Below are 13663 nucleotides of genomic sequence, written 5' to 3' on the forward strand. Positions count from 1 at the left end.
GGGCTGTCGTCAGACAGGGCCTGCGCAGGGGGGCGGGAGCCTCACCCCGTCCAGATGCAAAACGCGGCCCCGAAAGAGCCGCGTTTCAGTGTTCCAGAAGAGCAGGGGGCGTGGGTTAGCCGGCCTTGAACTCCGGGTAGGCTTCCATGCCCAGTTCCGCCATGTCGAGGCCGTTGATCTCATCCTCTTCGGTGACGCGGATGCCCATGGTGGCCTTCAGGATCAGCCAGACGATGCCGGACACGATGAAGGTGAATGCGCCGATGATCGCAAAGCCGATGATCTGGGTCACAAAGGACGTATCTGCGGTGTAGAAGGGAACCGCAAAGGTGCCCCAGAGACCCGCCAGCAGGTGCACCGGGATTGCGCCGACCACGTCGTCGATCTTCATCTTGTCGAGCATCGGCACGGTGAAGACCACGATCACGCCACCGACAGCACCAATCCAGAGCGCGCCGAACAGGGTCGGGTCAAGCGGGCCTGCGGTGATCGACACCAGACCGGCCAGCGCGCCGTTCAGCACCATGGTGAGGTCCGGCTTCTTGAACAGAAGCTGGGTCAGGATCAGCGCGGTGACGGCACCGGCGGCAGCGGCCATGTTGGTGTTGGCAAAGATGCGAGACACATCGGTCACGTCGCCCACGGTGCCTGCCGCCAGCTGCGAGCCACCGTTGAAGCCGAACCAACCGAGCCACAGGATGAATGTACCCAGGGTCGCCAGTGCCAGGTTGGAGCCGGGCATCGGGATGACGCGGCCCTCTTTGTACTTGCCAATACGCGGGCCGAGGATCAGCGCCCCGGCAAGGGCCGCAAAGCCACCGGCGGCGTGCACCAGGGTGGAGCCGGCAAAGTCAGAGAACCCCATCTCGGACAGGAAGCCGCCGCCCCACTGCCAAGACGCCTCGATCGGATAGATCACGCCGGTCAGGATCGCGACAAAGATCAGGAAGGGCCAGAGCTTGATGCGCTCCGCCAATGTGCCCGACACGATGGATGCGGTGGTGGCGCAGAACATCAGCTGGAAGAAGAAATCCGAGCCTGCGGAGGCATAATCAAGCGCTGCCGCATCCGCGCCGAGGCCAACCGGCTCCAGCGAGGTGACCGCGAACAGCGGGCCCATGACGCCGGAAATCAGCCAGCCGTCGCCTGGGTACATCAGGTTGAAGCCGATCAGCCAGTACATGATCGCGGCGATGGAGAACAAGGCCACGTTCTTGGTCAGCTGCATGGTCACGTTCTTGGAGCGCACCAGGCCTGCTTCGAGCATGGCAAAGCCGGCGGCCATCCAGAACACCAGGAACCCGCCGATCAGGAACAGGAGTGTCGTAAAGATGTAGGGGGTGATGTCCGGTGTCTCGGCCGCTGTCTCCTGGGCGAAGGCCAGACCCGGCAGGGCCGCCAGCGCCGTGGTGGCGGCAAGTGTCACTGTCAGTTTCTTCATTGTCTTTGGCTTTCCTTTGCGAAGGGCGCGTTAGAGCGCTTCCTGATTGGTTTCGCCGGTGCGCACGCGCACGGCCTGGGCCACGTCCAGCACGAAAATCTTGCCATCGCCGATCTTGCCGGTACGGGCGGTCTGGGTGATGGTCTCAACCACCTGATCTGCCAGATCAGACGGCACCACGATTTCCAGCTTCACTTTCGGTACGAAGTTCACTTCGTACTCAGCGCCGCGGTAGATCTCCGTGTGACCCGCCTGCGCGCCAAAGCCCTTGATTTCGGTTACCATCAAACCTGAGACACCGAGGGTGGTCAGCGCCTCGCGGACCTCCTCCAGTTTGAAGGGTTTGATGGCAGCAATGATCAATTTCATCTCGACACCCTTTCCCGGGCCCTGCGCCCGCTGTTTGCAGTTGCAGAAGATCGCCCCGCTCGAGTCGGGGGAACGTTTTAGGGGGGCTGATGCGCCTGCTTTCCGGGCGTCGGCTGAATAATTTCGCTTAAAAAAGGGGCTTTGCTCGTTTATTGGGCGTAATTTGGATGGCATTTGGCGAAAAACCGCCTCTCTACATTCTGAGAAGGAGCCGCTATTCTGTGCCAAAGAGGCTGGGCGTAAGCCCCACGAGACCCAAAATACGAGCAGTCAGAACAGGATTTTCAGCATGACGCAGGGGCGCAATTCCGGGCGCGGTACATCTGGGCGAGGACGTGGTCCGCTGGTCGCGGAGAAGCGTCAAGCGGGCGGACCCAAACGCAAACCGGCCAAGGCGCCGCGTCGCAAACCCGCGACACGCGCCAAGAAGGGCTGGAGCCTGTTTGGGCGTCGCAAGGCACGTGCCCCGCGCAAGCGCGGCGTGTTGGGGTGGTTGTTAATGCCGTTCCAAATCGTGCTCCGGGCCGTCTGGGCCGTGAGCTGGCGCATGGGGGTTCTGGTCGGGCTCTTTCTTGCCGGGGCGGTGGCCTATCATTATTCCAAGCTGCCGGAGTATCAGGCGCTGCTGGATGGTCGGAACCAGGGCTCAGTCACATTGCTGGATCGCGCGGGCAAGACCTTTGCCTGGCGCGGGGATCAGTTTGGCGGTGTGGTGACCGCGGATACGGTGTCGCCGCATTTGAAGAACGCCATTGTCGCCACCGAGGACAAACGCTTCTATCGCCACTTCGGCGTCTCGCCGCGCGGTATCGCCGGCGCGGTGCGCATCAATTTGAGCGAGGGACGTGGGCCGCTGTCGGGGCACGGGGGCTCTACCATTACCCAGCAGACCGCCAAGCTGATGTGTCTGGGCGTGCAATTTGATCCGACCATGTGGGAGAGCGAAGCGGCCTATGAGTCCGACTGCCGTCAGTCGTCGCTGTGGCGCAAGGCCAAGGAAGCGATCTTCTCAATGGCGATGGAGGCGAAATACTCCAAGAACGAGATCCTCTCCATCTATATGAACCGTGCCTATATGGGTGGCGGTGCCTATGGTGCCGAAGCCGCAGCGCAGCGGTTCTTTGGCAAGTCGGCCAATCAGGTCAACCCGCCCGAAGCGGCGATGCTGGCAGGACTTCTGACGGCCCCTTCGACGCTGGCGCCCACCAGCAATATCGAACGCTCGCGCAATCGCGCCGCGACGGTCCTGCGGTTGATGGAAGAACAGGGATATCTGACCGAACAGGAACGTCAGCGGGCCGCGGCCAACCCGGCGGAGCTGAGCGAAGCGGCAGCAGCCCGCGCGGGGGGCTATTTCGCCGATTGGATCATGGACACGGTGCCAGGCTTCCTTGGCGATCAGACCACCGAGGATGTGGTGATCCGCACCACGCTCGACCAGCGTCTGCAGCAGGCGGCGGAAGATGCCGTGAACTATGTGTTTGAGAACAAGGTCCGCGAAGGGTCCAAGGCGCAAGCTGCCGTGGTGGTAATGAGCGCAGATGGCGCCGTGCGCGCCATGGTCGGCGGGCGTAAGGTGCGGGCATCGGGCGTGTTCAACCGGGCGACACAGGCCAAGCGGCAGACCGGGTCCGCCTTCAAGCCGTTTGTCTATGCGGCGGCTTTGGAGCTTGGATATTCGCCCTATGACCGGGTGCTGGATGCGGAGTATTGCCTTGATATCCCCGGCTCCGGTCCGTGGTGCCCGCAGAACTACACCCGCAAGCATTATGGCGAGATCACTTTGACCCGGGCGTTGCGTGATTCCCTGAACGTCCCGGCGGTAAAAGTGTCCGAAGCCGTGGGCCGGGACAATGTACGTCATGTGGCGGGCGAGTTCGGCATCGAGAGCGACCTGGCCGATGGCCCGTCTCTGGCGCTTGGTGCGTCAGAGAGCACGCTGCTGGAGATGACTGGCGCTTACGCGGGGATCCTGAACGGCGGCTCTTCCGTGACGCCCTACGGCGTGGATGCGCTGACGTTGGTGGGCGATTCCGAACCGCTGATGGGCGCCTCTGGCGGCATGGGCGAACGGGTGATACGCCCCGCCGCCGCGCAGGAGTTGATCTGGATGATGGAGAAGGTCATCGCAGAAGGCACCGGGCGCCGGGCGCAGATACCGGGCTGGCAGGCGGCTGGTAAATCCGGCACCACCTCAGCGGCAAAGGATGCCTGGTTTGTCGGTTTCACGGCGGATTACGTGGCCGGGGTCTGGATGGGCTATGATGACAATACGCCCCTGACCGGCGTGACCGGTGGGGGTCTTCCTGCGGATATCTGGCGCGAGACCATGGTCCGCGTGCATGAAGGGCTTGAACCGCAGCCGCTGCCGATGAAAGCGCCGGAGCCTATCGCCGTGCCCGAGCCGCAGCCCCAGCAACAGCGTCGCAACAATGGCGGCGGTCTGGGACGTGAGATCGAACGCACGTTGAATGGCGTGCTGCGGGATATCTTCGGCAACTAAGCGCCCTTCGCAGAGGCTCAGTCTATGCAGCCCTGCTGCGTTGGCTCTGACTGCGTGATCCCACGAGAATAGGGGGCGCGCGCAACATCCCGCGCCAGGTCAGGGCTCGTCTGCCCAAGGGCCGCCGTCCGGCGTATGTGGTGACACGTGAGGCGGGATGTGAGGCAGATGCGACCGCCCCATCACCCCGCCGTCGATGCGGAAGTCTGTATCGGATGAGAGACAGGCAAGCCTGCAGCCTGCGTCGCGCGCATGTCATTGCCGTTTGGGGCACTGAGGTCACGCAATCGCTGTAGCAAAGGCTGCGCCGGGGCTGAGGTGATGGCGTGAGACATCGGTCTGTCTGACGCATGCACAGGCGAGGTCGCCACGATCAGCGCCGTGACCGCGACGCATACGCTTGCGAATATGCCGGCCGAGCTTGCGCGCGAAGGGGCCTTGGTCTTTGCGCCGGTGGACATTGCCATTGGGTATGCCATCAATCTGAACCTCCTGAAGCATCACTCTGTTGTGGAGGGAGATATCCGGCGGCGCGTCAGACCGCGCGATGGTCCTGTGTCGAAATTGCGGAGCTTCGGTTCAGTTTAGGACGATTTGTCGATAGCCCGAAGGAGGGGCGGGTTCACGCGAGTGAGATCAGCAGGCTGCAAACCGCTTCCGGGTCATAGCGGTCGGGGCGGTCCCCGCGCGACAGTGGCAGTCTGTGGCAAGCGACATCGTGATCTGCGACGACGCGGTCGCATTCTTTGGCAGGGGTCTTTGCATCGCAGATGACATGGCTGAGCAAGGCTGCGGTAGGGATATCGTCCCCGACGTCCCGGCGCATGGCAGCCAGCAGCGCGGAGATCTGGTCCGACAGGCGCATGCCGTGACACTCCGGGTCATCGCCAAGGCTGGGGATGTAAGCCTTAGGCACATTGCGCGCTGCAATGGCGCGACCGACACCAGCCGGCAGCAGGTTTGAGATCACGCTGGAATAGAGACTGCCGGGCGGGTAGCAGATCAGGTCACTGGCGGCGATCAGCTTCTGGTTCCGCTTCGGCAGGCGCGCCGTTTCGGCGGGCAGTTCGCTAGACCCATCGGAGAGAAACAGGCGCGTGATCCGGGTGCCCAGTGGCGCGCTTTCCTTACCGGTCATCTGGCGCTGACCGATGACGCGCCGCCCGTCCTCAAGCTCGGCGCCGATCTGCAGGTTCACATCGGCAATCGGGCGCACGATGCCGCGCACATCGACCATCTTCGACATCAGGAACAGCACCGGCTCCAACACCCGGTCATTGTCGAGGTAGCCCCCCGCCAGGATCAGGTTGCCGATGCTGGCATTGCGGTAATCCAGTCCTTTGGGCGCGGCGTCCTCAAAATGGCGCAGATAGCCGACGATCAGCTGTCGCATCGGTTTCGACAGCGCCTTCAGCAGCGGGTGCGCGCCATCGAACAGGCTGGCCACCTCGCGCGCCAACTCCTTGTCGCTTACGTCCTTGGGCAACCGGTGCGAAAACAGCCGGTAGATGTCGGGCTGGCCCAGTTCGGTCTCATCCGCCAGCGCCATCAGCCGGCTGCGCAGATCGCCGACGGCGGGCATGCCAAAGGCCTCGCGCAGCACCTGAGAGGAGCCACCACTGTCGAACGGCGTGATCAGATGCGCCGAATTATGCGTGTAGAGCTTAAGCTTGCGGGAAATTTCGTTGAGCGCACTGCCGCCGGAAAAGAACAGCAGACGCGGCCCGAGGTTGGGGGCGGCAAGGGAGCGCGCGATGCGCAGGTTGTCGGGAACCGAGGCGTGGCGTAGAATCGAGATATCGGACATGGTCACCCGTTCGTGCAGCTCGCGGCGACCATGCCATTCCTTTTGCCAAAACACCACAGGCTTGCCATGCCCACTCGCCAACCAGAGTTCCTCGAGGTTATCCGCATCGCCGCAAGGGCAGTGATCTGGCGTGAGGGGCGCGTTCTGGTGCAGGTGAAACAGGCCGCCGACGGGCGCATCTACCTCGGCCTGCCCGGTGGCCGGATGGAGCCTGGCGAGACCCTGACCGAGGCGACCCGGCGCGAAGCGCTGGAAGAAGTCGGCGCCAAGGTGCGGGTGGGGCCGCTGCTGCAAGTGCTGGAAACCTACAGGAAACGCCCCGAGGGGCTGCGCCATCAGGTGGAACATCTGTTCGTCTGTCATGTGGATGACACATATGTCCCCCAGATGGGTCAGCATCCGGATTCAAAGCAGATCGCGGTGCGGTGGGCCGACCCAGTTGTCGAAGCCGCGCTGTTTGACCCGCCCTATGGTGCGCTGCTAACGGACAAGACCGCAGAGACGTACCAAGGGGTCGTGCAAGATGAAACTGCCTGAGGCAGCACAGGAAAACCTGGCGTTTCTGCTGGCGGAGCTGGACGGCCAGATGTCCAACCTGCTGGCTTACTTCAAGGAGCCTTCGGCCGATGGCGCGCAGAAGGTGGTGCTGCGGGCGGGCTATGCCCATAACCTGTGGTCGCGGGTGCAAGCCGCCTGTCGTAGCGCCACGACCCGTGGCAAGTCTTCGCAGTCCAGGCGCTTGCTGCTGCAGAATGTCGACACCATTGCCCGCAACCTTGACCAGCTGTCGCGCCTGTCCCGTATGGCGCTGTTGCATGCCGAGGACGTGCAGCGCGTGAAGCTCCTGCGCCCCGAGGCCTATCGCAAGGTGCTGAGACAGGTGGCCTGTGCGTTGCACGAGGTCTTGCCGGCGCTGGAGGCCAATGACGGCAAGAGCGCTATTGCGATTGGTCAGAACAAGGCCGAGGTCGATGACTTCTACGACCGGATGTTTCGCACTTATACCCGCGACATGCGCGACACCCGCCATACCGAGGATCTGGCCAATGCGCTCTTGGTGCTTAACGAGGTGCGCCGTATGGGCGAGAGCCTGCAGGGCATCTCGGAGGCGCTGCTGTCGATCTCGATCGGGCAGAATGTGCAGTTCGAACGCTATTTCACCCTGCGGAGCGTGTTGTCCGGCAGCAAGGTGGCTGATGACGACCTGACGTTGAAGCCGCTGGCCGAAACCCGGTCCGGCAGCGCCATCTCCTCGGTCAGCACTCGCGACAAGGCGGGCGATCTGATCGACGCGGTCTTCAAGGACGGCGAAAAAAGCAAGGTCAAGGAAGAGCGCGCCGGGGTCAAAAGCTGGCACGCGATCTATCCCGGCCTTGCGCCGCGCATCCTGTCCTATGAAAAACGCGGCCAGTCGGCGGCGTTGTTGATCGAGCATCTGTCGGGCTACACGTTTGAACATGCTCTGTTGAACGAAGGCGACGCAACTCTGGCGGCGGCGCAGAGCGCGCTGCACAAGACACTCACCGATATCTGGACCCGGACCCAGTCCGATGATCCGGCAGAGATGCAGGCGATGAAGCAGCTCTCGGCCCGGATGAAGGACGTCTACCGTGTCCACCCGGAGTTTGACACCGGCGCGGCCCGCATTCAGGGGGTGAAACAGCCTGCCTTTGCGGAATTGCTGAAGGCGGCGGAGAAGCGCGAAACGCAGGTCGCGGCACCTTTTTCGGTCTATATCCACGGGGATTTCAACCTCGACAATGTGATCTATGATCCTGCAGAGCGAAAGATCCGGTTTATTGATCTGCATCGCTCGCGCTACATGGACTACGTGCAGGATGTCTCTGTCTTCATGGTATCGAACTACCGTCTGCAGGTGCAGGACGGCCCGGTGCGGGCCCGCATTGGCGACACCGCGCTAGGGCTGCATCGGATGGCGGCCAGATTCGCCCGGGCGCGCAAGGACACCACGTTTGAATACCGGTTGGCGCTGGGGCTGGCGCGCAGCTTTGCCTCGTCCACCCGGTTTGTGTTCGACAAGGAGCACGCCCGGCGCATGTTCCTGCGTGCACGTTATCTGCTGGACTTGGCCCTCGCCGTGCCCGAGGGGCGCGAAGCCCGACTGAAATTGCCGATCAAGGAGCTGTTTGGTGACTGAACTGAAAATCGGGGTGATTGGCATCCCGGGAAAATGGTCGACGGAGGCCATCGCCGACGCCCTGGAGGCGCGGACCGGGTTTCGCCTGGTGATCGACATGGCCGAAGTCTCGCTGGATCTCGGCACCGGCGCGCTGGTCTATCGCGGGCAGGATCTGTGCCAGCTTGACGGGCTGGTGATCAAGAAGATCTCGGAGGTCTATAGCTACCACGCGCTGGACCGGCTGGAGATGCTGCGCGTGGCCGAGGCCAAGGGCGTGAAAATCTACAGCCGTCCCGAGGCGATCCTGCGGCTGATGGACCGGTTGGCCTGCACGGTGACGCTGGCCAACGCCGGGATCCCGATGCCGCCGACCACCATCACCGAAGATGAAACGGCTGCGCTGCAGGCGGTTCAGGCCTATGGCAGTGCGGTGTTCAAGCCGCTGTTCTCCACCAAGGCGCGCGGCATGTGCCTGATTTCCTCCAGCGATGCGGATGCGGCAGGGCAGATCGCGGCCTTCAAGGCGGACAACCCGGTGATGTATGTTCAGGCCAAACGTGAGCTGTCGGGCCAGGATCTTGGCATGGTTTTTCTGGGCGGCGACTATGTCTGCACCTATGCGCGGGTGAAACAGGACGAGGCCAGCTGGAACACCACCATCCTGTCGGGCGGCAAATATGAGGCGTTTGAGCCTGATGCCGCGCTGATCGAGCTTGGTCGACGGGCGCAGGCGCCCTTTGGCCTGACCTTCACCACCGTGGATGTGGCCCTGACCGACAGCGGCCCAATCGTCTTCGAAGTCTCCGCTTTTGGCGGCTATCGCGGCGTCAAGGAAGGCTGCGGCATTGATGCGGCGGCGCGGGTGGCCGATCACGTGGTGGCGGGAGTATCTGCATGAGCCTGACAACGGTCTCCGATATCGTGGCGCAACTGGAGCTCCGCGGCGCGCAGGCCGCAGAGCCGCTGAGGTTGCGCGTCGGGCCGGTCTCGGTCTGCATTCTCTGCGAAGGCCCGCTGCGCGACGTGTTGGCCGACTACTTCAAGGAAGCCACGGATGTGGTCGCCAACCCGGACATCACCGTGCATGTGGTCGAAGGGCAGACCCTTGATCCCGCCCCGGCCTGGCAGGATTGGGCGCGCGAGCCGGGCAAGACCGGGCGCAAGGATGCGATCCATGATCTGACCGACGGGCGGCTGATCCACAAGCGCCGCACCGGCGTGACCTTCCTGCAGTCCACTGACCTTCTGGTGGCCTTTGGCCCGGTAACGGAAAATGCCAATCAAGTGGTGAATTTCGTCAATACGCAGGTGCTGAACAACCGTCAGCGTGCCGGTTGGGAGATTTGCCACGCTGCCGCCGTCAGCAAGGGCGGGCGCACATTGGCCATTGCCGGTCTGTCGGGCGGCGGCAAATCCACCTCGATCCTGCGCATGATGGATATCCCCGGCATGTCGTTCATGACCAATGACCGGCTTTTGGTGCAGGCCGACGGCCTGGGGGCGCAGGGGCTCGGTATTCCGAAACATCCGCGCATCAACCCGGGCACCATTCTTGGCAATGATCGTCTGCACGACATGCTCAGCGCGCAGCGCAAGGCGGAGCTTCGGGCCATGCCAGCGGATGACCTGTGGCAGCTGGAGGAAAAATACGACCTGTTCATTTCCGACATATATGGCGCGGGGCGTATCACATATGCCGCGCCGCTGACGGATTTCTGGGTGTTGAACTGGCAGCGTGACGAGGAACAGGTGACCATGATCGAGGAGATCGATCTTGCGGTGCGCCCGGACTTGCTGGCCGCGATCATGAAGAGTGCGGGCCCGTTCTACCAGTTCCCCGATGGCAGCTTCCTGCGTGACACGGCAGCCCCCGATCCCGAGGGCTATCTTGCGGCATTGCGCAATGTGCGGGTGCAGGAGGTGACAGGACGGCTGGATTTCGATGCCATCGCCTATCTTGGGCGCGAGCTGTTTGATGCCTGACGGCGCACGCTACATCGCATTGATCCGCCACGGGGCCTATCACCAGAAACCCGGTGCGCCCTCCGCGTTGCAGCCGTTTCCCCTGACCGAAGACGGGTTGGCGCAGGCGAAGGCCTGCGGCGAAGCGCTGAACGCGGCTCTGATACGGGAGAGCTGGAGCCTTTCGCCGGTGATCCATGCCTCGCATCAGCTCCGCGCGTGGCAGACGGCGGAGGGGATTGCTGGCGTCTTGCGCCAGGCGGGGCACGCCGTGTCAGACATCGCCGAGACCCCCCGTTTGGCAGAGCGCAGCGTCGGTGCGGTGGCAAATTTGACCACGACAGAGATCGAGACCCTGCTGCAGCTGGACCCCCGCTATGATACCCCCCCGGTGGGATGGAAGTCCGACAGCCACTACCGTTTGCCATTTCAGGACGCCGAGTCGCTGCTGGAGGCGGGCGCGCGTGTGACCAGCCATCTGACCGATGTGGCCGAGGCCGCCGCGGCGGAGAGCCTGACGCTCTGTGTTGGGCATGGGGCGTCCTTTCGCCATGCAGCACATCACCTCGGTCTGCTGGCCTTGGGCGATATTCCGCAACTCTCGATGCATCACGCGCAGCCGTTACTGCTCTGTTACATGGGGGGTGGTAGATGGTCGCACTTTGGCGGTGCCTGGAAGCAGCGGCAGAGACAGGAGACCCATCTGGACTAGGGACAGACGCCTTGCAGAGCTGCCACACCGCCCGTTCCCCGCTTTTGCCGCCCATTCATGACCCCGTTGGCGAATTGTCCGACCTGCCGAAGGAGCTGGAACGCTGGTGCGTGACCGCGGCGCATTCCGGCTGTGCCCGTCCCGAAAGCGCCAATCACCTGCAGGCCTGTCTGGAACGCGCTGAGGCCCATGGTGGCTGGCGCTGGCCTGCCAAGCCGGTGGTGTTTCTTTCCGACACCCATGCCGATGCCGAGGGGTTCCTGCGCTCGCTTGTGGCCGCCGGTCTGATCCGGCGTGGACGGGCGGAGCCGGGCGGGTTCAGCCTGACCGAATTTGGCCAGAGTGCCACCATCCTGATCGGCGGTGATTGTCTCGACAAGGGGCCGAGCGATCTGGACATGCTGGATGCGCTGGGCACGCTGATGGCCAAGGGGCCGGATCTGCGCATCCTGGCGGGCAACCACGACCTGCGCCTGCGGCTGGCTGTCGCCGCCCTGCACGAGACACCCACGGCGCTGACCGAACATCTTCTGGTGCGCATGGGGCGCAAGATCATCCCGCTGCTGCGCGAGGTTCATGACCGCTACGTGTGCGATGCGGATCTGGCCGCCCTGCCGGATGAGGCCAGCTGCCGCGCGCGCCTGCACCCCGGTCGCGACTGGGCCGAACGGTTCTCGGTTGCCGCCGCGCGTCATTTGAATGCAGCCGCCGTTGCGTCCGAAGTGGAGAAGCTGGCAAAGAAGGCCGCACAGTTTGATGCGGAGGTTGCCCGGGCGGGGCTGACCTCGCGGATGGTGCTGGCCGCAGCGCTCAAATGCCGCGAGGTGTTTTTCACGTCCGGGGGCGACTACGCCTGGTTTTACGAGTCGATGGATGTGGTCTGCCAGCTGGGTTCGCTGCTGTTTGTGCACGCCGGGATCGACGACAGCATGTGCGAGTTGCTGTCCGAGGCAGGCGCTGCTGGCATCAACGCCCGCTACAGGGCGGAGCAGGGCGCGCACCCCTTTGCTTTCTATTTCGGACCATTGGCCAATCTGGTGCGGACAAAATATCGCGCCTCTGATGCGGCACTGACACAGCAGGGCGTCGCCGTGCTGCATGGGCTTGGCATCCATATGGTGGTGCAGGGGCATGTGAACAATCAAAGCGGCCAGCGGCTACTTGCTAAACAGGGGCTGCTGCACCTTGAAGGGGATGTGACGCTGGACCGGGCGTCGCGTCGGTTGGAAGGGCTCTCCGGCATCGGGGCGGGGGCCACCTTGATCTTTCCCAGCGGGGATGTCATCGGTTTGAGCACAGATTACCCGCGCGCCAAGCATTTTGCGCCGGAGCGGCAATTCCTGCCGCGTTAGAGCCGCACTCACGCAGCTGAGATCAGGACGGGCAGTGATGGCCAAGGACGACAAGACAGGCGACGACGCGCGATTTCGCCACGACTCCCTGCAGGATCGCAAGACGATCAAGGGGTTGGTGGATGCCATCGGCAAAGGGCTGGCCAAGGGCGAGCTGAGCCTGAGCGATGACGAGGGTGAAATCGTGCTGAACCCCGAAGGGCTGCTGACCCTGCGCATCCGGGCCGAGCGCAACGACGGCCAATGCAAGGTCGATTTTCGCGTCAGCTGGACTGAACGTGACGATGATCTTCAGCAGAAATCTGCGCCAAAGGTCAAAGCGCGCGGCTAGGGGCGATTGGGCCTGCTCTGCGAGAATACCTGCTCAAAGGCTTCGAACAGGACAATTGGGGGGGCTCCCGCCTGTTTCTCAGCGCCTGTTGGCTTGTCGAAACAGTTGGGCCCGGCGCCGCGCGCGCTCCGCAGGGGCGCGCGCGGCGCCGATCGCTTCGGGCAAAGCCCGAAGCGAAACTCCTCAAACGTGATGTGCAGTTAAATGTCAGCCCGGCCTGTGCCGATCTGGGTGCGCTGCGTCAAAGGCCGGGTGTGCGGCGCAGCTCTGCTCAATACGCAACAGACGCGAGAAGGGCGCGAGATCCACCTCCCAGCGGCGCGCATTGTAGAGCTGCGGCATCAGGCAGATATCGGCAAGGCTTGGTGACGCTCCTGTGCAGAACGGCGCATCCTCCCATCGTTCCAGCAGTGCTGCGAAGGCCTGCAGCCCGGGGCCGATGAAGTGATGCATCCAGCCCGCCATGTCGAGGGCGCCGCCACTTTGCGAGACGCCGAAGCGGGCGACCGAGAGGTTGCAGACCGGATGCAGATCCACCGCAATGCTCTGCGCCAGGGCCTCCACATGAGCGCGGGCGACGGGATCCTGCGGCCTCAACCCAAGCCCCCGCGTGGCGTCCAGATAGGTGAGGCAGGCCAGCGACTGGGTGAACCGCTGCCCGTCGATATCGAGCACCGGCACCAGCCCCTGCGGGTTGCGCGCCAGATGATCTGCCGTGCGATGGTCACCCGCCACCAGGTCGACGGAGCGGCTCTCATAGGAGATGCCTGCGAGGTTGAGCGCGATACGCAACCGGTAGCTCGCGGAGGAGCGCCAATAGTCCCAGAGCACGGTGTCAGCCATCGATCAGACCCGCTTTGGCCTGTGTTAGAGCCTGTTTCAGGATCTCCGCCTCCCCTATGTGGTTGGCCAGGATCAGGATCAGGCGCGCATTGAGGGCGTCGCTTTGAGCCTTGCTCAGCCCCTCATGCGCCGTCAGCAGCATTGCGTAAGTGTCATCCGGGGTCGCAAGGTTTGCGGTCAGCGTCAGTGTCTCGGGCATCGGG

Annotated in this window: 13 protein-coding genes; 8 read left to right on the forward strand and 5 right to left on the reverse strand. The window is 63.4% G+C overall.

What is annotated here, in order from left to right; all coding sequences use genetic code 11:
- Window positions 1–115 precede the first annotated feature (115 nt).
- On the reverse strand, window positions 116–1441 hold the full coding sequence (locus tag R0J92_RS13320; RefSeq protein WP_106164197.1) for an ammonium transporter: 1326 nt from the start codon (window positions 1439–1441) through the stop codon (window positions 116–118).
- Window positions 1442–1471: 30 nt separating this feature from the next.
- Window positions 1472–1810: a P-II family nitrogen regulator gene (locus R0J92_RS13325; protein WP_106164198.1), complete on the reverse strand. Its 339-nt coding sequence runs from the start codon at window positions 1808–1810 to the stop codon at window positions 1472–1474.
- Between the two features lie 289 nt (window positions 1811–2099).
- Between R0J92_RS13325 and R0J92_RS13330 the strand changes: the two genes are divergently transcribed.
- Window positions 2100–4313: a transglycosylase domain-containing protein gene (locus R0J92_RS13330; protein WP_411052013.1), complete on the forward strand. Its 2214-nt coding sequence runs from the start codon at window positions 2100–2102 to the stop codon at window positions 4311–4313.
- A 622-nt stretch (window positions 4314–4935) separates the two neighbouring features.
- Here R0J92_RS13330 and R0J92_RS13335 read toward each other — a convergent pair.
- Window positions 4936–6201 (reverse strand): GAK system CofD-like protein, encoded by a 1266-nt coding sequence (locus R0J92_RS13335; RefSeq protein WP_411052014.1) that lies wholly within the window; start codon window positions 6199–6201, stop codon window positions 4936–4938.
- Here R0J92_RS13335 and R0J92_RS13340 point away from each other — a divergent pair.
- Genes R0J92_RS13340 through R0J92_RS13370 form a run of 7 tightly spaced genes read left to right on the forward strand, consistent with a single transcriptional unit; the run spans window position 6187 to window position 12617 of the window.
- Window positions 6187–6657 carry an NUDIX domain-containing protein gene (locus R0J92_RS13340; RefSeq protein WP_411052015.1) on the forward strand — a complete coding sequence of 157 codons (471 nt, stop codon included), beginning with the start codon at window positions 6187–6189 and terminating at the stop codon, window positions 6655–6657. The genes R0J92_RS13335 and R0J92_RS13340 overlap by 15 nt on opposite strands.
- Entirely contained in the window at window positions 6644–8278 is a 1635-nt protein-coding gene (locus tag R0J92_RS13345; protein WP_411052016.1) for a phosphotransferase, read from the forward strand. Before R0J92_RS13340 ends, R0J92_RS13345 begins: the two co-directional genes overlap by 14 nt.
- On the forward strand, window positions 8271–9158 hold the full coding sequence (locus R0J92_RS13350; RefSeq protein ID WP_411052017.1) for a GAK system ATP-grasp enzyme: 888 nt from the start codon (window positions 8271–8273) through the stop codon (window positions 9156–9158). The genes R0J92_RS13345 and R0J92_RS13350 overlap by 8 nt, the downstream gene beginning before the upstream one ends.
- Window positions 9155–10243, forward strand: coding sequence for an HprK-related kinase B (locus tag R0J92_RS13355; RefSeq protein ID WP_411052018.1), 1089 nt, complete (start codon window positions 9155–9157; stop codon window positions 10241–10243). The genes R0J92_RS13350 and R0J92_RS13355 overlap by 4 nt, the downstream gene beginning before the upstream one ends.
- Window positions 10236–10934, forward strand: coding sequence for a histidine phosphatase family protein (locus R0J92_RS13360; protein WP_411052019.1), 699 nt, complete (start codon window positions 10236–10238; stop codon window positions 10932–10934). The genes R0J92_RS13355 and R0J92_RS13360 overlap by 8 nt, the downstream gene beginning before the upstream one ends.
- An 11-nt stretch (window positions 10935–10945) precedes the next feature.
- Window positions 10946–12286: a metallophosphoesterase gene (locus R0J92_RS13365; protein WP_411052020.1), complete on the forward strand. Its 1341-nt coding sequence runs from the start codon at window positions 10946–10948 to the stop codon at window positions 12284–12286.
- A gap of 37 nt (window positions 12287–12323) precedes the next feature.
- A complete protein-coding gene (locus R0J92_RS13370) occupies window positions 12324–12617 on the forward strand; it encodes an amphi-Trp domain-containing protein (protein ID WP_411052021.1) in 294 nt (97 codons plus the stop codon).
- 207 nt (window positions 12618–12824) lie between these two features.
- Here R0J92_RS13370 and maiA read toward each other — a convergent pair whose 3' ends face one another.
- Together maiA and R0J92_RS13380 are read right to left on the reverse strand one after the other, a co-directional pair.
- Window positions 12825–13460 carry a maleylacetoacetate isomerase gene (maiA, locus tag R0J92_RS13375; RefSeq protein WP_411052022.1) on the reverse strand — a complete coding sequence of 212 codons (636 nt, stop codon included), beginning with the start codon at window positions 13458–13460 and terminating at the stop codon, window positions 12825–12827.
- Window positions 13453–13659 (reverse strand): DUF2783 domain-containing protein, encoded by a 207-nt coding sequence (locus tag R0J92_RS13380; RefSeq protein ID WP_411052023.1) that lies wholly within the window; start codon window positions 13657–13659, stop codon window positions 13453–13455. Before R0J92_RS13380 ends, maiA begins: the two co-directional genes overlap by 8 nt.
- Between the last annotated feature and the right edge of the window lie 4 nt (window positions 13660–13663).

It is taken from the genome of Tritonibacter sp. SIMBA_163, assembly GCF_046535935.1.
Taxonomy (GTDB): domain Bacteria; phylum Pseudomonadota; class Alphaproteobacteria; order Rhodobacterales; family Rhodobacteraceae; genus Epibacterium; species Epibacterium scottomollicae.